17 protein-coding genes and 1 pseudogene are annotated in these 24177 nt (G+C 40.2%); 11 read left to right on the top strand and 7 right to left on the bottom strand.

Going from position 1 to position 24177, the window contains the following annotated elements:
• Positions 1-91: 91 nt before the first annotated feature.
• Positions 92-499, bottom strand: coding sequence for a peptide-methionine (R)-S-oxide reductase MsrB (msrB, locus tag HGO23_RS09490; protein WP_099135210.1), 408 nt, complete (start codon positions 497-499; stop codon positions 92-94).
• A 342-nt stretch (positions 500-841) separates the two neighbouring features.
• On the opposite strand from msrB, the gene gapA reads away from it, so the two are divergent.
• Positions 842-1837 carry a glyceraldehyde-3-phosphate dehydrogenase gene (gapA, locus tag HGO23_RS09485; protein ID WP_099135209.1) on the top strand — a complete coding sequence of 332 codons (996 nt, stop codon included), beginning with the start codon at positions 842-844 and terminating at the stop codon, positions 1835-1837.
• A gap of 123 nt (positions 1838-1960) precedes the next feature.
• Positions 1961-2836 (top strand): D-hexose-6-phosphate mutarotase, encoded by an 876-nt coding sequence (locus tag HGO23_RS09480; RefSeq protein WP_099135208.1) that lies wholly within the window; start codon positions 1961-1963, stop codon positions 2834-2836.
• 93 nt (positions 2837-2929) lie between these two features.
• Here HGO23_RS09480 and alr read toward each other — a convergent pair whose 3' ends face one another.
• From alr to fadR, 3 genes are all read right to left on the bottom strand, one after another.
• Positions 2930-3997, bottom strand: a complete 1068-nt coding sequence (gene alr / locus HGO23_RS09475) for an alanine racemase (protein WP_209028638.1) — start codon at positions 3995-3997, stop codon at positions 2930-2932.
• Positions 3998-4018: 21 nt separating this feature from the next.
• Complete coding sequence (locus HGO23_RS09470; RefSeq protein ID WP_099135207.1) at positions 4019-5320, bottom strand: D-amino acid dehydrogenase; 1302 nt, start codon at positions 5318-5320, stop codon at positions 4019-4021.
• Positions 5321-5843: 523 nt separating this feature from the next.
• On the bottom strand, positions 5844-6566 hold the full coding sequence (gene fadR / locus HGO23_RS09465) for a fatty acid metabolism transcriptional regulator FadR (protein ID WP_099135206.1): 723 nt from the start codon (positions 6564-6566) through the stop codon (positions 5844-5846).
• 236 nt (positions 6567-6802) lie between these two features.
• On the opposite strand from fadR, the gene nhaB reads away from it, so the two are divergent.
• From nhaB to ttcA, 3 genes are all read left to right on the top strand, one after another.
• On the top strand, positions 6803-8356 hold the full coding sequence (gene nhaB, locus HGO23_RS09460) for a sodium/proton antiporter NhaB (RefSeq protein WP_209028637.1): 1554 nt from the start codon (positions 6803-6805) through the stop codon (positions 8354-8356).
• Between the two features lie 96 nt (positions 8357-8452).
• Positions 8453-8971, top strand: coding sequence for a disulfide bond formation protein DsbB (dsbB, locus tag HGO23_RS09455; protein ID WP_209028636.1), 519 nt, complete (start codon positions 8453-8455; stop codon positions 8969-8971).
• A 181-nt stretch (positions 8972-9152) separates the two neighbouring features.
• Positions 9153-10067 carry a tRNA 2-thiocytidine(32) synthetase TtcA gene (gene ttcA / locus HGO23_RS09450; RefSeq protein WP_099135203.1) on the top strand — a complete coding sequence of 305 codons (915 nt, stop codon included), beginning with the start codon at positions 9153-9155 and terminating at the stop codon, positions 10065-10067.
• 255 nt (positions 10068-10322) lie between these two features.
• Here ttcA and zntB read toward each other — a convergent pair whose 3' ends face one another.
• The 3 genes and pseudogenes from zntB to HGO23_RS09435 form a co-directional block, all read right to left on the bottom strand.
• Positions 10323-11306, bottom strand: a complete 984-nt coding sequence (zntB, locus tag HGO23_RS09445; RefSeq protein WP_209028635.1) for a zinc transporter ZntB — start codon at positions 11304-11306, stop codon at positions 10323-10325.
• Between the two features lie 185 nt (positions 11307-11491).
• Positions 11492-12315: pseudogene (locus HGO23_RS09440) on the bottom strand (Thoeris anti-defense Tad2 family protein).
• A gap of 347 nt (positions 12316-12662) precedes the next feature.
• Complete coding sequence (locus tag HGO23_RS09435) at positions 12663-14249, bottom strand: peptide ABC transporter substrate-binding protein (RefSeq protein WP_244967955.1); 1587 nt, start codon at positions 14247-14249, stop codon at positions 12663-12665.
• 202 nt (positions 14250-14451) lie between these two features.
• On the opposite strand from HGO23_RS09435, the gene tpx reads away from it, so the two are divergent.
• The 6 genes from tpx to HGO23_RS09405 all read left to right on the top strand — a co-directional run bounded on the left by tpx (position 14452) and on the right by HGO23_RS09405 (position 24171).
• A complete protein-coding gene (gene tpx / locus HGO23_RS09430; RefSeq protein ID WP_209028632.1) occupies positions 14452-14955 on the top strand; it encodes a thiol peroxidase in 504 nt (167 codons plus the stop codon).
• Positions 14956-15395: 440 nt separating this feature from the next.
• Positions 15396-17363 carry a type VI secretion system Vgr family protein gene (locus HGO23_RS09425; RefSeq protein ID WP_209028631.1) on the top strand — a complete coding sequence of 656 codons (1968 nt, stop codon included), beginning with the start codon at positions 15396-15398 and terminating at the stop codon, positions 17361-17363.
• Positions 17364-17713: 350 nt separating this feature from the next.
• Positions 17714-19879, top strand: a complete 2166-nt coding sequence (locus HGO23_RS09420; protein WP_244967930.1) for a type VI secretion system Vgr family protein — start codon at positions 17714-17716, stop codon at positions 19877-19879.
• A 22-nt stretch (positions 19880-19901) separates the two neighbouring features.
• Positions 19902-22478 (top strand): DUF2169 family type VI secretion system accessory protein, encoded by a 2577-nt coding sequence (locus HGO23_RS09415; protein ID WP_209028629.1) that lies wholly within the window; start codon positions 19902-19904, stop codon positions 22476-22478.
• Positions 22475-23539: a pentapeptide repeat-containing protein gene (locus HGO23_RS09410; RefSeq protein WP_209028628.1), complete on the top strand. Its 1065-nt coding sequence runs from the start codon at positions 22475-22477 to the stop codon at positions 23537-23539. The genes HGO23_RS09415 and HGO23_RS09410 overlap by 4 nt, the downstream gene beginning before the upstream one ends.
• 14 nt (positions 23540-23553) lie before the next feature.
• Complete coding sequence (locus HGO23_RS09405; protein WP_099135194.1) at positions 23554-24171, top strand: DUF3540 domain-containing protein; 618 nt, start codon at positions 23554-23556, stop codon at positions 24169-24171.
• The last annotated feature ends 6 nt before the right edge of the window (positions 24172-24177 follow it).

The raw sequence follows: 24177 nt of genomic DNA, 5'->3' as shown, positions 1-24177 counted from the left end.
CTGAATCGATTCTAATTTAGTTACCAATTCATTTTGCTTATATTTATTTAAAAACACTTGCATTTGTTAAAAAACACCCGGAGTCATGATATTAACCTGCTGTTTCTTCTCCTGTTTCCTTATCAATAAACCATAAGGCAACCGAATTAATACAAAAGCGCTCTCCGGTAGGTTTAGGGCCATCAGGGAAAACATGCCCTAAATGTGCCTGACAATGACTGCAACGCACTTCTATTCGATGCATATTATGGGAGTAATCATCAATATATTTGATGGATTTATCATTGATTGGCTGGTAAAAACTTGGCCATCCACATCCAGAATCAAACTTAGTATCAGAAAAAAATAATGGCTGATGACAACACAAACAATGATAAATGCCACTTTTTTTGTTGTGCAACAGTTTTCCTGAAAATGGCGGCTCAGTACCTGCTTCCTGCGTGACATAACGCTGCATTTCACTAAGCTGCTCCAGAGAAACGGAGATATTTTTAGCCATGGAAACCACCTTTTGAGGCCAATATTTTCAATTAAAAAACACCGAAAACAACAAAAAGCAAATATTAGAATGTTAAAAGGCATTCTAACGCATTCAACATAATGATTTACTTTACTAATTGTGATAAGTCTCACATATCTAACCAATGATAACTTTAAATATCTCTTTATACCCCGATAATGATGGGCGTAGAGCTTGTTACGGTTGAATAGCGAGCATTCAGATAGTGGTTTCTAAATTGATCTTTTTCAATTGTTGACACGATTCCGCTTGACGACTGACAAGATTTTGGTAACTTTAGAAATAACTTTTAATTCACTAAAAAATAGCTGGTGGAATACTATGACTATCAAAGTAGGTATTAACGGTTTTGGTCGTATTGGCCGTATTGTTTTCCGTGCTGCACAAGAGCGTTCTGACATTGAAATCGTTGCAATCAATGACCTGTTAGATGCAGATTACATGGCTTACATGCTGAAATATGATTCAACCCACGGCCGCTTCAACGGCACTGTTGAAGTTAAAGACGGTCATCTGGTTGTTAACGGCAAAACCATCCGCGTTACATCTGAAAGAGATCCAGCTAACCTGAAGTGGGACGAAGTAGGTGTTGATGTTGTTGCTGAAGCAACCGGCATTTTCCTGACTGACGAAACTGCACGTAAGCACATCACTGCTGGCGCGAAAAAAGTTGTTCTGACTGGCCCATCTAAAGACAGCACTCCAATGTTTGTTATGGGTGTCAATCACAATGCCTATGCAGGCCAGGACATCGTTTCCAACGCATCCTGCACAACCAACTGCCTTGCCCCGCTAGCTAAAGTTATCAATGATAAATTTGGTATCGTTGAAGGTTTGATGACAACTGTTCACGCAACAACTGCGACTCAGAAAACGGTTGATGGCCCTTCTGCAAAAGACTGGCGTGGTGGCCGTGGTGCGGCACAAAACATCATTCCATCATCTACCGGTGCTGCAAAAGCAGTAGGTAAAGTTATTCCAGAACTGAACGGCAAACTAACCGGTATGTCTTTCCGTGTACCTACTCCTAACGTTTCTGTTGTTGACCTGACTGCACGTCTGGAAAAACCAGCGACTTATAAAGAAATCTGTGAAGCAATCAAAGAAGCGGCTGAAGGCGAACTGAAAGGCATTCTGGGCTATACTGAAGATGATGTTGTTTCTACCGATTTCAATGGCGAAAAACTGACCTCTGTGTTCGATGCAAAAGCGGGTATCGCTCTGAACGACAACTTCGTAAAACTGGTTTCTTGGTATGACAACGAAACTGGTTACTCTAACAAAGTTCTGGATCTGATTGCTCATATCTCTAACTAATTGAACTTTCAACGGTTGTTTAATAAGCCACCTTTACAGGTGGCTTTATTTCCCCTCTCTTCCGCAATAAGCTATCCTTGCCTTCACCAATTATCCAATTCAGGTTTATATAAGGTCATGTAGATGCTTGATAAAATTTTCTCATTACCGATTGTAAAACAAATATCTCCTTATATCAGTCAAAGGAATATTGATGAATTCCCGCTGATTGTGATTTCTCATCCCAAAATCCGGGGTGCAATCAGTATCCAGGGCGCTCATCTTATGGCATGGCAACCCTGCGGTGAAAAACCTGTATTATGGTTAAGCAATAATACAAAACTCCGCGAGGGTACAGCCATTCGTGGTGGTATCCCCATCTGTTGGCCTTGGTTTGGCTCTCTGGGCACACCAAGTCATGGTTTTGCCCGGATATTACCGTGGGAATTCAAAGCTCATCATGAAAATGAGAATGGTGTGATTTTGATGTTCACACTACAAGATAGCGCATACACAAAACAATTGTGGTCACATGAATTCACACTTATTGCCCGTTTTAAATTGGGGAAGACTTGCGAAATAGAGCTGGAATCTCACGGAGATTATCAAGTCACTTGTGCCCTACACTCTTACTTCAATATCAGTAACATCAATCAAATCCGGGTCAGCGGGTTAGGTAATCACTTTATTGATACTGTTACAAACAGAGAGCAATACACTAATGAAGACTTGCGCTTCCAAGGAAGAACGGATCGCATTTATACAGAGCCAGAGAATTTCAGTCTGATTAGGGATGAGTTATGGAAACGTACCATTGAAATTCACCATTATCACCATAGTGATGTAGTCTGCTGGAATCCCGGTGCTGAGCTAGCGAGTAGCATGCAAGATATCAGTAAGGAAGGCTATAAGAACATTGCCTGCGTTGAAACTGCACGTATCAACACCCCTCAACCTTCTAAAAATGGTTCTCCAGGCAGACTTGCTACCGTTATTCGTTGCCGCCAAAATAAAAGTTGAGTCTGGTAATGTGTGGGTTCTGAACAGGCATTTATTCCGTACAGAACTTCGCACAAAACTCTGCACGAACAAATGCCTGTCTAAAAACTGATGCTACTCTACAACGACCGGGACACGTCTGGCCAAAGCACATAGCAGTTCATAACCAATCGTTCCGGCTGACTCTGCGACTTCATCCACCGGTAATTTTTCACCCCATAATTCGACTGAACTGCCAATTGTTGCCAGTGGGCATGGAGTCAGATCAACCGACATCATGTCCATTGATATAGCACCCAATAAGCGAGTACGGATACCATCAACAATAATCGGCGTTCCTGTTGGTGCATGTCGTGGATAGCCATCAGCATAACCACATGCTACTGTTCCCACACGAGTCATACATTGGGTGGTATAGCGGCTGCCGTAACCAATATTCTCTCCTTTGGCAAGATCATGAACCGCAATGATTTCACTTTTTAAACTCATCGCTGGTCTTAAGCCTACATCCGCAATATCACGCCACTTCCCACTGGGAGATGCACCATACAGAATAATTCCAGGTCTGACCCAATCACCATGTGTTTGCGGATGCCATAAGACTGCCCCAGAATTAGCCAGACAGTGAGGGAGTGAATTCATATTCAGCCGATTAACAACGGTGAATTGCCCATCAACACCAATTTCATTATCGGAATTAGCGAAATGCGTCATTAAAGTCACTGAATTAATATTTTTTATCCCATTTGCCATTGAAACTATCTGCGGATATTCGTCTGGGGTAAATCCCAGACGATTCATACCACTATTAAGTTTCAAATAAATATCGATGGGCTTATCTAATTCCGCTTCTTCCACCGCCTTGAGTTGCCAATGGCTCTGCACTGTGGTTGTCAGGTCATATTGATTAATTATCTGCAAATCTTCAACTTTGAAGAAGCCTTCCAACAACAGGATTGGCCCCTGCCACCCCTGCTCTCTCAAGTAAATAGCTTCATTCATATCAAGCAGTGCAAATCCATCCGTCTGCTTAAGTGATTGCCATATTCTGTCCAACCCATGCCCATATGCATTCGCTTTCACTACCGACCAGATTTTACTATTACCGACTTTTTGGCGGATAACAGCTAAATTATGACGAAATACGTCGAGATGGATGGTTGCCAAAATAGGACGTGGCATGATGGCCTCTTTTAATTTACTTTACGCGGTATGTAAACGATGCTTCGTCCGAAGTACTTTTGTATTAAATCCATTGATATATCTGAATACAGAGAGATCATCTGCCGCAATTTCAAGCTTCCTACCAGAGATTAAGTCAGATAATAATTTTCCTGAACCACAGGCCATCGTCCAGCCTAATGTTCCATGCCCGGTATTTAAATAAAGATTAGGATATTTGGTTGGACCAACAATGGGAGTGCCATCCGGTGTCATTGGTCGTAATCCGGCCCAGAATGAGGCTTCAGTAATATTGCCACCATTATGGTAAAGATCCTCTACTACCATTTTGAGTGTTTCACAACGGCTTTTCAGCACATTCAGGTTAAAACCAACGACTTCTGCCATTCCTCCAACGCGAATTCGATTATCAAAGCGGGTAATGGCTATTTTGTAAGTTTCATCCAATACTGTTGAAGCAGGTGAGCGCATTTCATCCATTATCGGCATTGTTAGCGAATAACCTTTCATTGGATAAACCGGAATTGTGACAAGATCTTTCAATAATTCAGTAGAATAGGCACCCATTGCTATAACATACTGATCCGCTGTCATGATGCCATTATCACACTGAATACCTGTTATCTTATCGCCATCCACCAGAATTTGTTTCACCTGCCGGTTAAACACAAATCTGACACCCGCTTTTTCTGCCATTTTTGCTAATTCTTTTGTAAAGATTTGGCAATCACCGGTTTCATCATTAGGAAGCTGTAATCCTCCCGTTAATTTATGGGAAACATAAGCGAGTGCAGGCTCTGCTGATGCTAATTGATCTGAGGTTAGTAGCCGATAAGGAACGCCTTCCTGCTCTAACACCGCAATATCATTAACCGCATTATCAAACTGCTTGTTAGTTCTGAACAATTGTAGCGTACCACCTTGACGCCCTTCATATTGGATACCTGTATCCACTCTCAATTGTTTAATGCAGTCACGACTATATTCGGCCAAACGCACCATTCTGCTTTTGTTCATAGCATAATGGTCTGCATCACAATTACGCAGCATTTGCCACATCCAGCGTAACTGAAATAGTGAGCCATCAGAACGAATAGCCAATGGGGCATGTCGTTGAAACACCCATTTTATTGCTTTTAATGGGATCCCCGGTGCCCCCCAAGGTGCTGCATACCCGGGTGAAATCTGCCCGGCATTACTTGCGCTCGTTTCTTCAGCAACACTATGCTGACGATCAACAACGATAACCTCATGGCCTTCCTGAGCCAGATACCAGGCACTAGTGACGCCAATAACGCCACTACCTAAAATAAGGACCTTCATTCTGCCCCCTATTGGTGAGTAATATACGCAAGCATAATATGCTAAACATGAAAATCCAATACAGAACAATAGACTATAAAGTGATTAGTTGAATTTTAGGATTCAAGTCACAATTTAATTACAAAATAATGACGGATACCATCTCTCAAATCATGAGAAAAATATTAAAATAACTTTAAATACAACATATTAAAAAAGAATTAAATGCTATTAATTTCTTATATTAGTATCTTAAAAAGTGTTTTTCTCGGCAAAAAGAAACATTTTATTCACATTTTGTGAATTTATTTAAAACCTTATTTTTATTTTATTTCAGAATAAAAATCTTAATCAATATAAACTAAGCAGAATAATAATTTAAAAATTTGAATTTTACAGTTTGGAGGGGTCAATACTGATTAAAAGGCAAAAATACCATGATATAGGTATGGTGATAAAATGAACTAAAAAGAGGCGAACTGCATAAAGCAGCACGCCTTTAAAGAATAGCTTAGACAATGAACTAGATTGGTGATGGATTTGATCAGCCTTGACGAGCTTCCGTTAACTCATTGAACATGATGCCCTGCATTCCATGCCAAATAATCCCACTTTCTTTACCATAATTGCGCACACATGCCATAATTTTGTCATAGGTCTGTTCCTGACATAGTACACTCAATTGCTGATAGAAATTTAAAGCGAGCTTACGAGCATCAGGATTCGAGAAATAATAACGACCGACACGAGTATAAAGCCCTTTCAGTCCGTTAATAATCAAACCATAAATCGGGTTCCCTGACGCAAACGCCAATCCACGGAAAATGTCATAGTCCACGGAACTGAAAGATTCAGCAGTATCCTCTACGTTGTTCTTTTCCGCCAATACTTCCAATGATTTTTCCGGATGGTGCCTGAATGCCGTACGAATAAAAATAGCTGCAATATTAGTGCGGACTGACAGTAAATTATCGACTAACTGAGGCACACGATCATGATCCAGACGCGCCAGAGTCTCCAGAATATTAAGGCCGGATGTTTCCCAGAAATTATTGACCTTTGTTGGTTTTCCATGCTGAATAGTCAACCAGCCATCACGTGCAAGGCGTTGTAACACTTCACGTAAAGTAGTTCGGGTGACACCGATTAATTCAGATAACTCACGCTCTGCTGGCAGTATGGAGCCTGGTGGAAAGCGATTATTCCATATACTTTCAATAAGATACTCTTCCGCAAAACTCGCAGGACTCTGAGCCTTAATTACCATATTTTAACTATTCCAAAGCAGTTTTCTTAGCTAATAATAGGCACTGATCATACCAGAATGCATCTGATCGACATAGTTACATAGTAAGTAAACCACGAAAGAGTGAAAGAGGTCATAAAAAAATATAATTATTATCTGATTAATTATGAGTTTATCCCCTTAAATTAGTACTGTTTAGAGCGTACTATGATTCTTTAGAATCGTCCATGTATCCATGAAGAGGAATGTTAATAATAATGGAAATCAGTATCCGACGCGCAGTGGTGAAAAACTTTCTCGGCAATTCTCCGGACTGGTACAAGCTGGTCATCATTGTTTTTCTTATTATCAATCCACTGACCTTTTTCTTTGTCAGTCCTTTTATTGCTGGCTGGATGCTCGTTGTTGAATTTATTTTCACGCTGGCGATGGCTTTAAAATGTTATCCTCTGCAACCCGGAGGATTACTCGCTATTGAAGCCGTTATCATCGGTATGACTTCACCAAAACAAGTAGGGCATGAGATAGCCAACAATCTGGAAGTGATCTTGCTACTGATTTTCATGGTTGCCGGCATTTACTTCATGAAACAGCTATTATTATTTGTTTTCACTAAGCTACTGCTAAGTATTCGTTCCAAAAAAATGCTGGCACTGGCATTCTGCCTGGCAAGTGCATTCTTATCCGCTTTCCTTGATGCCCTGACGGTTATCGCCGTTGTTATCAGTGTATCTGTCGGTTTTTACTCCATCTATCACCGCTACCTTTCCAGCGCTAGCCAAAACGACAATACAGAACTCAGCGATGACAAATTCATTGATAATGAAGATAAAAAGCAGACGCTGGAGCAATTTCGGGCATTTTTACGCAGCCTGATGATGCATGCCGGAGTCGGTACAGCGCTAGGTGGCGTAATGACCATGGTCGGCGAACCACAGAACCTAATCATTGCCAAACACGTTGGCTGGGACTTCATGACATTCTTTATCCGTATGTCGCCCGTTACTGTCCCTGTCTTTATTTGTGGTCTGTTGCTCTGCCTGCTGGTTGAACATTTCAAGCTGTTCGGTTATGGCGCTGAGTTACCTGAGCGCGTCCGTTCCGTTTTGGAAGATTATGCCCAGAAAGCGAGTGAAAAACGTACACGCCAAGAAAAAACTCAGCTTGTGGTTCAGGCTTTAATTGGTATCTGGCTGATTGTGGCTCTGGCTTTCCATTTAGCGGAAGTGGGATTAATTGGCTTATCAGTCATTATTCTGGCCACTGCATTTTGTGGTATCACTGAAGAGCATGCTTTAGGCAAAGCCTTCGAAGAAGCCTTACCATTTACTGCGTTATTAACTGTTTTCTTTTCTGTGGTTGCCGTTATTGTTGATCAGCAACTGTTTTCGCCGTTTATTCAATTTGTACTGCAATCTTCACCTGCTTCACAGCTCTCACTATTCTATCTGTTTAATGGTCTGCTCTCTGCGGTATCTGACAACGTATTCGTAGGTACGGTTTATATTAATGAAGCCTTAAACGCTCTCAAAAATGGCCTCATTTCACAACAGCAATATGAATTTCTGGCTGTAGCTATCAACACAGGAACTAACTTACCCTCAGTGGCAACACCGAATGGACAAGCAGCGTTCCTGTTCCTGCTGACATCAGCCCTGTCGCCATTAATTCGCTTATCTTATGGTCGCATGGTTATCATGGCATTGCCTTACACCATTGTGATGACATTAGTAGGATTATTGTGTGTCGAATTTTTGCTACTTCCGGTTACTGAATATCTCGTCAAAATCGGTTGGGTTATCCCACTATAATTAATAAAATTTATTAATTACTGAAATTTATTTTTTTGCGATTTGAAAAACGGCAAAATAAGTAACTAATTATATTCAAGATATGGGAAAAGAAGCATGTTTCATTTTTTAAAACGGAGTTCCCAAGGGCGAAGTGCATGGTTATTGATGGCGCTAACCGCTCTTATATTAGAAGCTATTGCGCTCTATTTTCAGCATGTTATGCAACTACAACCTTGTGTAATGTGCATTTATGAGCGTGTTGCTCTATTTGGTATTTTGGGAGCAGCACTATTGGGAGCTATTGCCCCCAAAACCCCGTTACGTTGGCTCGCTATTTTACTGTGGCTTTATAGTGCATGGCGCGGATTACAACTGGCATGGGATCATACCATGATGCAGTTAGACCCTGGCCCTTTTAACACTTGTGAATTTTTTGCCAGATTCCCATCATGGTTACCACTGAATGAATGGCTACCTTCGGTATTTCAAGCTCTTGGTGATTGTTCAATGAAACAATGGTCATTTCTGACATTAGACATGCCGCAATGGTTAATTGGTATTTTTACCGCTTATTTACTGGTGGGTATTTTAGTTCTAATCATCCAGTTCTTCCCGGTTCAGAATAAATACTAAGGATAAAAATGACTTTCTCCCCCATGTGGGGAGATATAAAGCATTTTTCGCTAACTCTGATTGATAATCCCTTTTCATCCGCTATCATTGTTCCCTTTTCATGTTCTCCGCCATAAAATCATCATCATTTTTTAAAGGCCTTTAGCCGAACAGCTATCAGAAACAGTAAGAACAATCAGAGATGAACACTCAAAAAGAACAGTATAATTTCAATAAATTACAAAAGCGTCTGCGTCGTGATGTGGGCCAAGCCATTGCAGATTTCAACATGATCGAAGAAGGTGATCGCATCATGGTCTGCCTTTCTGGTGGCAAAGACAGCTACACTCTGCTGTCCATTTTGCAGAATCTGCAAAAAAGCGCCCCCGTTAATTTTTCCCTTGTAGCAGTTAATTTGGATCAAAAACAACCGGGTTTTCCTGAACATATACTGCCGGCTTATCTGGATGAACTGGGAATTGAGTATAAGATTGTTGAAGAAAATACCTACGGTATTGTTAAAGAAAAAATTCCTGAAGGAAAAACAACCTGCTCTCTGTGCTCCCGTTTACGCCGGGGTATTTTGTACCGCACAGCGACTGAGTTAGGTGCCACCAAAATTGCATTGGGGCACCATCGCGATGATATCTTACAAACTGTCTTTTTGAATATGTTTTATGGCGGCAAATTAAAAGGTATGCCCCCAAAATTGATCAGTGATGATGGTAAGCACATTGTGATCCGCCCACTTGCTTACTGCCGGGAAAAAGATATCGAACGCTACGCTGAAGCTAGAGCATTTCCAATCATTCCTTGTAACTTGTGTGGCTCACAACCTAACCTACAACGTCAGGTCATTAAAGATATGCTGCGTGACTGGGATAAACGCTATCCGGGCCGTATTGAAACCATGTTCCGTGCCATGCAAAATGTGGTTCCATCACATCTTAGTGACTTTAATCTGTTCGATTTCAAAAGCATTAATCATGACAGTGAAATTATTGATGGTGGAGATTTGGCTTTTGATCGGGAAGAGCTACCGATACAGCCTGCTATCAGCCCCGATGAACAGATTGATTTTCAAGCAGAACGATTGGATGTCATCGAAATCAGATAATGACAAAAAAACGGCCGATGCTAATTTTAGCATCGGCACAACACGTCAATTACTCTGTATAAACTCAATATGAGAAACACTACAATTATGGATATGGAGCACAACGTTCATCGCTCAACGTTGTATTCACCTGCACGGTTATAATGCCTTAACTGTAGATCCAGATTATTGATATATCTCAAACTGAATGGGATTAACCGTTTGATTTAGGGAAAGTGGATATGAAACACCGATTTCCTTATACCTCATAGCACCCTATAACCATTTGCTGCGCCTTAACCACCAGGTGAAAGCAGCAATCAATAACGACAATAACAGGCTGAATAAACCAAACCCGAACTTATATTCATTCCCTGGGATCCCGCCAAGATTAACGCCAAACAACCCGGTTAAAAAGGTACTGGGTAAAAATATCATTGTTAACAAAGACATCATGTAAATACGGCGGTTCATAGCATCTGCCATAATAGAAGTGATCTCATCCGCAAGAACAGCCGTCCTGGCAATGCAGCCATCCAGATCATCTAGCCCACGCCCTAAGCGATCAGAAATTTCCTGCATCAGATGACGCTCCTCATCACTCATCCAGGGCAATTTTTCACTGGCTAAACGCATAAAGACATCGCGCTGTGGTGCCATATAACGACGCAGAACAATTAATTGCTTACGCAATAACACTAACTCACCTCGTCCGGGAATTTTCTGTTCCAGAATGCCATCCTCAAACTCAATCAAGTTATCATGCAACGCGTCAATAAAATCGTTCACTTCATCGGTAATAGAGTCCGCTATTTCAACCAACCAATGTCCCGTATTTTTTGCGCCTATGCCATTGTGCAAATTATCTAAGACCTGATCTATCGAATAGATTTTCCGATGACGACTGGAAATAATCATTCTGTCATTAATATAGATGCGGAATGAAACCAAATGATCAGGACGAGCATTTTCATTACGGTTAATTGTCCGCAATGTAATCATCGCACCTTCTCCAGTGCGAATTAGCTTAGGCCGAACACTTTTACCTGCCAGCCCTTCTTTTACCGGAGAGGGTAGCAAATTTGTATTCATAATCCATTGATAACTGGCCTGATTTTTATAATCAAGATGCTGCCAGAAAGGCTGCTCTGCCGTTGCAAGTGAATTTTCCCCAAAGCCTGTGATACCGCCCTTACCATTCAATTGGCAAGCATACACAGCATTTGAATTTTTAAATGCTGAGCCATAAATCGTTTCCACACCCACTCCTGTTTAACACTTGATGTTAAATTGCATAAAATAAATACAATACATACCAAACGTCATTGAAGATACTTTGTGTCTCGATCAGTATAGTTATCACTTTAGGAAAATTTTACTGTGACCAATATAGAAAAAGGCCGAACCGAAGTTCCGCCTTGAATTCAGAATGCAAATTTAGTGAGTTATTTCCAGTTCAAACAAACGTGCATGGTTTTATTTACATGTTGTTCTATTGTCTCACTTAATTTTTCTCCATCATCAGTACCTGTATATGAAAACAGGTAATCATAAGGCGATGGCGAGTTGTCATCCCGCTCAGATGGATGGCCGAGATTATAATGTTTGCTATCAACCGTTACCCAAAGGTCATTATTTTGAAACAGCTCTCTTACCTTTTGATAACTTCCTTTATCTTGTTTAACAGTTATACCGATAAAAAGTAGTGCTCCCCTCCACATACTCCGTCCGCCAGCGAATGCGTATATGTTTACAATATCTAGCTTATTTGGTCTCATATTTAAATCACCAAAAGGAGCAGCACTTAAACTCGGCTCTGTGTTTGCTCCCCAAAGAGGTGTGCTTTCTACAACCCAAGTGTTAACTCCCACATTAAGATCAAATTCCAACATACAATCAACAGGTTTGGGTTTAGGTTTAGGTTTAGGTTTAGGTTTAGGTTCTGATTTCAACAGATTCCAGTCACAAGCCATTAGGTCTTCTTGTGTTGGCTGCCAATGAGCCCAATAACCCTCATTATCACTCTTTTCAATATAAGCAGCTCCATCACCTGCACTCCCCGCTTCCGATTTATGGGCAAGGCGCATGTGCTCTTTAGGGGCATTCCAGCCACTACGATACACTTGTTTCCCCAAATACACATGGCTTGACGCCCAGGCGAAAGTCCCAGCGGGGACAGTTAACTGTCCTTGCCAATCTGGTATTGTTCTGGTTTGAATGGGCAGTTGAGGTCAGTTTTTTTATCTTCTGGCTTATTAATTTCAGACATAAATTCCTCACTTATTATTTGTTAAAATTCAAGGTAATTTCATCTTACTGCCAAATAGCCAGTTAATATTACTTAAGTCAGATTTTTATATCAACAGAGAACCATAAAGCAGCAATTAATACGCATTAAAATAGGGTTGTGCATTATAAAACTTGACTCTTCGTCGAGTGCAGGATTCACTGGGTTGTAAATTCAAAGTTTACTGCTAATCCTGAAAATGCGTTTTTATTCAATCAATTTTTATTCAAAAATATAACGTAATAACTGGTCAAACGCAGAAATACGAATTGACCAGTTTACGATTAGTTAGCTAATTTTGAAAAATCACAGTTACCAGCCTATGCAGACTAATGCTTAATGATATACATAGTATGACTATAGGCCACATCTTCAGGATTGGTGATCGGGTATCCTTTTAACCACTTTTTGATTAATCGGCCATTGGTATATTGATAAATCGGTACAATTGGCGCTTGCTCTTCAATCATTTTTTCTGCCTGATTGTAATCCTGATTTCTGGCTGCGCTGTCTGTTTCCTGGCTGGCTGCTTTTAACAAGGCGTCATAGGCTGGATTATAGAATTTAGCCAGGTTCCCGCTATGTGTTGATGTTAAAAGAGACAGGAAACTTGATGGTTCATTATAATCCCCAGTCCAGGACGCCCTGACAACATCAAAATTGCCGGTATTACGGTTGTCAACATAAGTTTTCCATTCCTGATTAACTAACTTCACTTCAACGCCCAACTTTTTCTTCCATTCCGAGCTTACTGCAATGGCAATACGTTGGTTATTTTCCAGATTGTTATAGAGCAAAGAAAGTTTTAATGGATTCTCAGAGCTATAACCCGCTTCTTTTAACAAGGTTTTGGCTCTCTTATCCCTTTCCTGCTGCGTCAACCTCTCTTGTTGACTCTTTTCTGGCTGGAACCCGGCTGTAACATCAGGCGTGAAATGCCATGCAGGTTTTTCTCCCGTTCCCAGGATTTTTTCCGCAATCAGATTTTTATCGATCGTCATAGCAAGAGCTTGCCTGACCCGGATATCATTGGTCGGTGCCCGTTGAGTGTTAAATGCGTAATAATAAGTGCCCAATTGATCGGGAGTGAAAACTTCTGCCGGAATATCACGCAGTAACTTGTGGTACATATTTTTAGGAAAAGATTCTGTAATATCCAGATCTCCGGCCAGATAACGCTTAACCGCATGGGATTCCTGACTGATAGGTACAAAAGTGACTTTTTCCAATACCGTATTTTTGTGATCCCAATAATAAGGGTTAGGCGTCAAAACAATTTTTTCATTTACCACCCGCCCCGTAAGCATAAATGCACCGTTACCAACCAAATGACCGACTCTGGTCCAGTCATTACCGTATCTTTCGACACTCTGTTTATTGACCGGATAAAGACTAAAATTAGTTGTCATACTAGGAAAATAAGGTATAGGGCGATCCAGTGCGACTTTCAGGGTATAAGCATTAAGAGCTTCAACGCCTAATTTTTCGGCTGGCAGTTTACCATCAATAATAGCCTGAGCATTCTGAATACCTGACAAAGCCGCAAACCAGGAAAATGAGGAAGCATTTTTAGGATTAACCAGTCTCTGCCAGCTATATACAAAATCAGAAGCTGTCACTTTGTTACCATTAGACCAATGGGCATTCTGTCGCAGTGTAAATATCCATGTTTTGTTGTCTGTCGTTTGCCAGTCAATAGCAACACCGGGAATAAGTTTGCCATAAGCATCCTGATTGACGAGACCTTCTAGCAAATCACGTAATACCTGTGCTTCTGTTAAGCCAAAAGATTTAATCGGATCAAGTGACGCCGGTTCATCTTTCAAATGTCGAACCAATTCCTGATGAGGATCTAATTGAGTCCCCACTGGTATATCAGCAGCAGAAACAGTAAGAGGCAAAGAAAGTCCGGTCATCAGTAATACAGAAGGGAATAAGGTAAAATTATACATAAATTTTTTACTCTACTGGCCTGAAAATCATCCTAAAATAAATTATAAGACACTGTTAATTAAACAATAGGTGAGTATTTCTAAATATTACATCTATTTTTGTGGGCAAGATCGCACTATTCCTTTACACTGGCACCGAAGTTTACTTATATAGAGGGATAAAATTATGACACAAACCGTCAAATTCCAAGGTAGCGATATCACCGTGAGCGGAAGTTTTCCACAAGCAGGTGAAACAGTAAAAGAATTTACGCTGGTAGCCAAAGATCTCACTGATGTGGCACTGAGCCAATACGCAGGGAAACGTAAAGTACTCAATATATTTCCAAGTGTTGATACCGGCGTTTGTGCAACTTCTGTTCGTAAATTCAATCAACATGCCAGTGAACTGAACAATACCGTCGTACTCTGCATTTCAGCAGACTTGCCATTCGCACAATCTCGTTTCTGTGGCTCTGAAGGCCTTTCAAATGTCGTCACTCTATCAACACTGCGTAGCGGCGAGTTTCAGGAAAATTACGGTGTCGCAATAAGCGAAGGCTCATTAAGCGGATTGACTGCACGAGCTGTTATTGTTCTGGATGAAAATAATCAAGTCATTTATAGCCAACTCGTGGATGAAATTACCAACGAGCCTGACTATGACAACGCATTATCAGTGCTGAAATAAACAGGACTAAAATAAATTCATTATTGGAAACAATGTATTTTCTTGCTTCCAGGCATCGTTAATGCATTGTTTTATAAATAAAGCCAACCTCTGGCGGTAATTGTTGGCTGCATAATTGCTGCCAACTTTTTTATCCTCCTTCTCCCTTTCCTCACTTTTCCTAACCACCTCTTATGTAAAGATAGTTTTTTCATCTAAATCAAAATGATTTATATTTTCATTTATTAGAAAGATACATATTTGTAATTTTAAATTTTTTTTTGTAAAAAATAGAAACATAGTGATAATAACATTGAGATACAGTTTCTTTTGTGAAATATTGTATGATAATTGAAATTAATAGCAATGAACGATCAGTAATAACAATAGAGTTTAATTTCTTATCTGGTCCTTTATTGATAGGTTCATGCGGTAGCTTTTAATTAAAAAAGGTACTCTCAATGAAAAGAAATATTATTGCGCATACCCCACTGGGTGAAAATACTTTACTTTTTAGTTCATTAAAAGGTGAAGAAAAACTATCAACTATTTATAGCTTTGATATTGAATTAATAAGTAAAAAAAAAGATATTGATATCAAATCACTACGAGGAAAATCAATTACTATTGAAATAAATAACCCTGCTAACCCGTCAGCAAACGCACGTTATCTGAATGGCATAGTTCATGATGGTATAGTATGTGATTTTTATGACTCTTATTTCTATAAATATAAATTCACTCTTCAACCAAAGTTATCAATTCTACAGAAAAGCAAGGGTTGTCAAATATGGCAAAAGAAAACTGCCCCTGAAATTATCAAAGATATACTGAATAAACACAGCATCAAGTTTGAAAGTAAATTAAATGATAAATATCAACAACTTGAATATTGTACACAATATCGCGAGACTGACTTCAATTTTATCAGTCGATTAATGGAACATGAGGGAATTTATTATTATTTTCAACACATTGTCAGTGATCACACGCTGATATTAGCTGATTCCCCCCAATCCCATTCTGCCTTATCGGGATATTCATCTATAGAATATTATCCAAATCATTCGCCCCCAAGAAATAAAGAGAAACTCTATTTATATGATTGGAATGTCAGTTATTCAATTGCACCAAAGATCTATGCAATGAATGATTACAATTTCCTCAAACCACGGGCTCAGTTACTGGAAACACAACAAAACCCGGATTCTTCGGTTCCCGACACAAAAATATATGAATGGCCGGGAAATTATACTGAAACTTCACAAGGAAAATCTTATGTTCTGGTTTTACAGCAATCCTATACCGCTCATTGTCATTATATTAAAGCCAAGAGTCTTGAAATTGGTATAGCTCCGGGACATATCTTTACGCTTTCTAAAGCATTTAGAGACGGGGATAATAGTGAATATCTGATTGTCAGTGCCACATATGAATTTTCTGAATCTAGTTATTATTCCGGTGATATTGATACCAATGATAATAGCACAGTCAAAATTGAAACCAGTTTCACCGCGATCCCGGCCAAAGTAAACTGGCGAGCTCCCCGTTTAACACCATGGCCGATCGCTAGCATAGAAACAGCAGAAGTCGTGGGTTCGAATGGCAAAGACATCTGGACAAATGAATATGCTCAGGTCAAAGTGCAATTTCATTGGGATCAAGAAGGCGCCAAAGATGATACAAGTTCTTGTTGGATACGTTGGTCTAGTACCTGGGCCAGTACCAAATTCGGTGCAGTCCAAATCCCCAGGGTTGGAGATGAAGTTTTTGTCAGCTTTATCAACGGCAACCCTGATCGGCCACTAATAATAGGCAGTACCTTTAATAAAGAGAATATGCCACCGTGGGAATTGCCAAAAGAAGCTACAAAGATAGGCTTTATGTCACGGAGCATACAAGGTGGAAATAATAACGCCAGTTATTTATTCATTGATGATGCCCAGGATAAAGAATCTTTTGATATACACGCAGAAAAAGATATGAATATTTCTGTGGAAAATGATCAAAAGATAGCTATTGATGGCTCCCGCACAACAGAAATAAAGAAAAAACAAACTGATATTGTAGAAGAAGATGCAAGTTTTACCTATAAGGCAAAACGTGACACGACCGTTGAACAAGAAGAAACAGCAGTTTTCAAGAATAAACAGAAAACAACGGTGACTAATGGTAAAGAAGTTGAAGTCACTAGTGGTGGCATTAAATATAATATAACTGGTGATTATCAAGCAGATATCAGTGGCAATAAAAAAGAATCAATCACCGGAAACGAAGAAGGCAGTATTACAGGGAATTGGAAAAAATCTGTCACTGGCTCAGCCGAGGTGAAAGCTATTTCGACTCTCACTTTAAGTGCAACAGTAAGTACTGAAATTAAGGGCACTACATGCATTACTCTCTCTGGTGCATTAATCAAGATTGGTTGATTTTCCATTTACTATTACCCAACAAACGATATTAATAAATATTTATCAAAATACAATTCGTTAAATTAACACCTTTTCTCATAAAAAATGAATTTTATAATCCAAAAATACTTTATATATAAAAAATAAATATATACAAAGGAGATGGAATAAATAAAAACCAAAAACATAAAAATTAATTACATATTACATCAACAAAATGACATTCACTGATTACAAATGGTAACCATTATGCTTAACTCAGTAATTAGAAAACCAACACTATATATTCCTCTAACTACCCTATATTCCTGAACCTACCTGGAGTATGCGGTAGCTTTAAACAAAAGCGAGCAAATCTTATGGAGAGAATGTTTATCGCACACTCCTCATCCGATGAAACTTTATATTTTAAGTCACTGAATGGAATAGAAAGATTATCGGAAGCTTATAAGTTTGAGGTTGAATTACTGAGTGAAAAGAGATTATCCGATCCAATATCTCTACATAATACCGTCCTGACTGTAGAAATAAAAACCCGGTCAAAACAAACAAGATATTTAAGTGGTTATATAGAGCAGATATCTTATGATCCCTTTTATAAATATGATGACAGGCTTTACTTGTACACGGCTACAGTCAGACCTAAACTATGGGAATTGAAAAAAAAACTTGGATACAGTATTTGGCAAGAAAAGACAGTACCTGAGATTATTGCGACTGTATTGGTGGATGCTGGTATCTTTTTTGAGGATCGGCTCCTTGAAAAATATCGCACATGGGAATATTGCGTTAAATATAATGAAACTGATTTTGATTTCATCCATCGGCTAATGGCGCACGAAGGGATTTATTACTATTTCAAACATGACATGGGAAGTCACACTATGGTTTTGGTAGATATGCCACAGATGCTTGGTCCCATGTCTGGATATGATACGATCAATTACTTCAATGTCGGCAAATCATCCAAAAAACCGGGTAAAGAATATATTTATAATTGGAATATTCGCAGTACCACGATACCAAACAATTTTAGTCTTGATGACTACGATTTCCGCAAACCACGAGCTAAGTTACAGGCGGCCATTCAGACATCGCTCAGTTCGATTAATAACACAGAAATATTCATGTGGCCCGGACGCTATGTAAAAAGTGGACAGGGGCAATTTTATGCTCGAGTGCTTCAACAAGCCGCAGAAGCACAAAGTGAACTGATTAATGGTAAAGGTAATGTGTTGGGCATGGCTCCAGGACATACTTTCACCCTATCACTACCTAATGATATTAAAGGTGATGACTACAATGACTACTTAATTACCAGTGCTCAATATACTTTTTATGAATCATGCTATGGCTTCGCTCTTAATTGCGAATATGACGACGACGATTGTGAAAACGATAAACCCAATAAAGATAAAAATGTTGTCCAATTTGATGCTATCCCTGCCAATGTCCATTGGAAACCACCAGCAGTAACCCCCTGGCCAAAAGCAACAGGTCTTGAAACCGCTGTTGTAACGGGTCCTAAAGATAAGCCCATATGGACTGATAAGTATGGTCGGATAAAAGTAAAATTCCGTTGGGATAAGAGCGATAAAAAAGATGATACCAGTTCTTGCTGGATACGCGTAGCAACCCGTTGGGCTGGCTGGCGGTACGGCAGTATGTATGTACCCCGTGTGGGTGAAGAAGTTGTTATTAGTTTTGTCAATGGTGATCCGGATAAGCCTTTTGTTATTGGCAGCGCCTATAACAATGAAAATATGCCCCCTTGGGAGCTTCCCAAATATGAAACCCGGAGTGGTGTGATGTCGAATACAAAGGAAGGTAAGCATGAACAAGCAAATTACCTCTTTATGGATGATGCTCCGGATAAAGAGTTATTTGATCTGCATGCAGAACGTGACATGAATATCTCCGTGGAAAAAGATAAGAAAGTCACTATTGATGGGAACCGTACGACTGAAATAAAAAAACAGCAAATAGATACAGTAACAGGTAAAGCAAGTTTCACTTACGAAGATGCTCGTGACACGACGGTTAAAGGTAAAGACACATTATCTGTTGAAAACAGCCAGCAAAGAACTATTAAGAAAGGAAGAAAAACAGAGATTAGTGATGGGGATACTTATAAACTTAAAGGGGATTTAAGTGCCAAAATTGACGGAAACTGGACACAGAATATTACCGGAACGACGCTAATCTCCAGTCCTAATCTCATTACGATAAAGAGTGATACTCATGTCGCAATAGATTGTCCACAATCTTTTTACACTTCCGAGATATTTAGTGTTTCTTCGGTAAAAGTGGGCATAAATTCGGTTTCAACATCATTATCCCACACAAAACTTAGTATAAGTTCAACCAATACAAGCCTCTCATCCACGACGCTTTCTATCAGCTCAACTGGGACATCCTTAAGTAAAACGGGAACAGAACTTTCGCAAGCTAATACGAAGTTGGCTAAATCAATTACTTCGATCGTACAGACAAGCGCTAATATTTTAAACAGCAGTTTACATATCATCAGTTGACCAATATATCTGGCAAATTTTAATGAAAATCGTCAAACCTCTGCGTTTAAGTGTGCTTTATCGGCCTTATCGCTGGATGCAAAAAAACCATCTCGGGATTTCTATCATGGCGCTAGCTGATATGAGTTCTACTCCACGCTTACGCCCAGAACCAGAGCTTTGGCAACTTGCAGAAAAAGAACTGAAAACCTGCAACGGTATTGTTGATCTCGCGATGCCTAAATCCTGTGCTGAATTTCTGGCCACAGGCTATGCCTATACGCATCACCAAGCCGATAAAACAGCCTGTACAGTACGTATTCAAGTGGATCAATTGGAAAAAACATTGGTTGCTTTCGGTGATCGTTATTGGATGGGTGATACTCCCTCAAAATCTGAGGCATTTGAACAAATGCGATTGGACTGGAGCCGGGCTTTTGGTGGTGAAGGCTATGAAGAGAACCCACACGGTATCGGTTTCAACCCGGAATTGATGGAAAATGGCGTAAAAATCCATCATCTGCCCAATATCGAAACATTGCACAAACAGTTGTTATCACCAGAGGTGATCCCTACTCCTGCCAGTTTTTGTCCACTGGATTTTACATGGCCGCGTCGTTTTACCCGTATTGGTAAAAAGTATGACAAAAAGTGGCTGGAAAATGAATTTCCGGGGTTTGCCCATGATATTGACTGGCGACTATTTAATGCAGCCCCAAGGGATCAATGGCTGGATCAGATAACTTCCCTGCCGGTTCAGGCTGCATGGCGTATTGAGAATATGCATCCTGAAAAACCAGTACAAGAAGGCGTTTTGCCTGCGTGGAGTGCGCGTTGCTTTATCAAGCGATTACGCCTTGATGAGGAGATTTTTGAAGAAATAGGCATGCGCCAGACGACAGTATGGTTCTTCCCTCATCTGGAACAAATGATCCTGATATGGCATGGATGTTCCCGGATTAATGAAGATGATGCAGCGGATGTATTACAAATGGTATCGGCTCTGGAATTAAATGATAACCCCCTTGCGGAAAATCATTATTTGCAAGTACTCAACCAACGTATGGATAAAGAAAAAGGCGTTTTGTATAGCTTCCGGGAAAAAGATCTCATCCCTGAAGAAATTATTGGCCCGTGGATAGATACGGAACAACCTGAAAATAATCCAATCCAAGAAACCGTGCTTAATCGTGAAAAACGTCTCCGTGAACAACAGAAAGAACGTTTAGCTGAATATGGTTACGATATCGATACTATCATTCCTGCTTCCCCCACAACATCTGCACCTCCTGCTACCCCCAGATTGGATGAACTGCCAGAATTTGTGGAGAAAATAGAGCAGGATGCTACCCAAAAGCGTGCCGAAGCAGAGCTAAAGCGAGTGGAAATGGCTGACAAAGCGAAACAACTGGGTATTGATATTGATCAATCTGTGACAGAAAACCAAGCCAGAGGGCCGGAAAATCTCTATAAGATGCGGGATATATTGCAGAAGCAACAACAGCAAATAGCGTTTGATGACCAAAAATTAGCACAAATTGAACAATCACTACGTGATACCTATTTTTTTTCAGTGCAATCACAAAACCCCGCCTTACGCCTGACCGGTAGTTTGTCGCAAATCATCCGTAAACGGGTGCAAAAGATCATGGAGCAAGACGGTAATTTCAGTGGTATGGATTTTACCGGAGCAGACTTGTCAAACATGGATCTGCGCGGAGCCAATTTTTCCCGGGCATTATTGGAAAGCGCCTGTTTCAATAACAGCCAACTGGATGAAGCCAATTTCAGTGAAGCTATGCTGGCCAGAACAGAGATCTGCAACGCTTCCCTGTCTGGAGTTAAACTGGATAATGCCAACTTAATACTGGCTAAATGTGAACAGAGCGATTTTTCTGCCACCAGCTTCAAAGAAACACAGTTACAGGAAGCACTGTTTGATCATTGCCAGTTCAACCGCGCAACATTCACAGATCTGTTCCTGCAACAAGTTTTTATTACTCATTGTGATTTTCAGCATTCCCAGTGGAAAGATTGTACCTTTGCAGAACTCCAATTACCTGCACTCAAATTCAATCATGCAAACCTGAATAAGGTATCTTTTCTCAAGTGCAAACTGGAACAAACTATTTTTGACCATGCACTCCTCGAAAGCTGTGCCTGGGTAGAAACTGAAGCAAACAAGATCCGATTTCGCTCCGCTAATCTGTTAACTTGTGCTTTTGCGATGAACAGCGAACTTAACCAGGCTGATTTCAGTCAGGCTACTTTAACAGAGTGCAATCTGCGCAAAATGCCTTTGGTTCAGTCAGTATTTCACTCTGCGACTTTAAACAACTGTGATCTGAGTGAAGCCAACTGCCAGTCAGCCGATATGCAGTATTTAAATACGATAAAAAGCATATTTATCAGAACAGATTTTCGGGGGGCTTTGTTGAACAATGCCAATCTGATGAATGCTCTGATGCAAAAATGCAGCTTTAATGGTACGGACTTACGGGAAACCAATCTATTCCGCGCCGATATGTCCCAATCCATCGTTGATGACTCAACCTTGTTTGAAGGTGTCTACACACAGCAAACTAAAACCTTACCTAAACGAGATAAGGAAGTGATATGAATTCGCTGTCAACAAGTGATCTGATAACAAAAATCAAACAAGGGGAGATAATTGAGAAAGTCAGCTTGCAGAATATGTCGCTCACCCGGCAGGATTTATCTGGTGGGATTTTCAGAGAAGTTGATTTTTCTGGTACGGATTTTTCTCACGCTCAACTGAAAGAAACCGTTTTTACTGAATGCCAACTCGAAGAAGCCGTTTTTGATTCAGCCCTGCTCGAACAGAGTGTTTTTGAACAATGCAATATGATCCGCACTGTATTCGACAAAAGTGAAATAACAAACAGCGTATTTAATCAATGTATTTTGCAGAAAGCACGTTTTACAGAAACTCAGCAAAACGAAACTCAGTTTATATCCAGTTCACTGCAATGTGTGGAATTTAGCAATAGTGATCTTGAGCGGGTAACATTTACTGATTCAACACTTAAACAAGCAAAATTAACGAATAACCATCTGTTTCTGGTCACTTTTTTTCGGCTGGATTTACGGGAAACAGGCTTTTCTGCCAATGAATACACTAAAGCTGTTTTTTTTGAATGTGATCTCCGTGGTCAGAACTATCAGACACAACAACTTAAAGAGTGCCTGTTCACAGACTGTCAACTTGAAGCAGCAAACTTCAATCATGCAAGGTTGACTAACTGCAATTTCAAGGGTGCCACTTTACAAGGTGCAATGTTATCGAATGTCAATGCAACCCAAGCTTTATTCATTGAAGCAGATTTAACTCAGGCATGTTGCAGCAATAGCCTGTTTGAACAGGCGATTTTCGTCGGTGCCTGTCTTGAATCTGCTGATTTCAGGCAAAGCAAATTAATTCAGTCCATTATGCACAAAGTACATGCAGTGAATGCACAATTTACCGGCTGTGATATGTCTTATGCCGATCTTTCCTATGCTAATGTCAACAATAGTGACTTTCGTACAGCACACTTTATGAGAACACTTTTTCATCGTGCCCAACAAACTGAAGCACTGTTTTCTGACCGTCGTGGCATCCTGGAAAATGATCCTGAACTGTTTGCAGCCGAAGAGTGGAGTATGCAACGTAAGATTTAACCGGGAGAATCAAAATGTCAAAACCTTCTTATGCGCTTTCTTCACACCCTCTTACTACCGAACCCTTACAACAAGTTGCAGGTCAGGTTGTTAATCGCCTTCAAGACGGTAGTTTAATGGTGGAAAATAACAACCGGGGATGGCACTGCCGACGAGCTGCCAGTTGCCTGTTGACTCCTGAACTGGGAGATACCGTTTTAGTGACGACAGTTGATGATCAACTGTGGGTTTTGGCCGTATTAGAGCGATCTGAACAACAATATCTAGCAGAAATCAGCGTGCCCGGTGATCTGGCTATCTCTTCTCAGGGAGATTTAAGTTTAAACAGCAACGGACTGAATATTGCGGCCAGCATTGGAAACTGCCATATCAGCAAAATGCAATACAGTGGTGAATCACTGTCTGCATGGGTATCAATCACCCAACTGGTTGGCAATAAATTTGAGTCTGTCTGGCAGACAGTAACACAGCTTAGCAACCGACTATTTCGTCATACAACACAGACAGAACAAGTTCAGGCAGGCCAGTTAGATATGCAGGCTGAAAGCTATATCCGATTACATGCCCAAAATACTATGGTATCTGCAAAAGCTGTCACCAAGATAGATGCTGAACAAATTCATATTGGTTAAGGAGAT

Source organism: Xenorhabdus budapestensis, assembly GCF_017743015.1.
GTDB classification, from domain to species: Bacteria; Pseudomonadota; Gammaproteobacteria; order Enterobacterales; family Enterobacteriaceae; genus Xenorhabdus; species Xenorhabdus budapestensis.
This window is presented reverse-complemented; position numbering and strand designations above follow the sequence as displayed.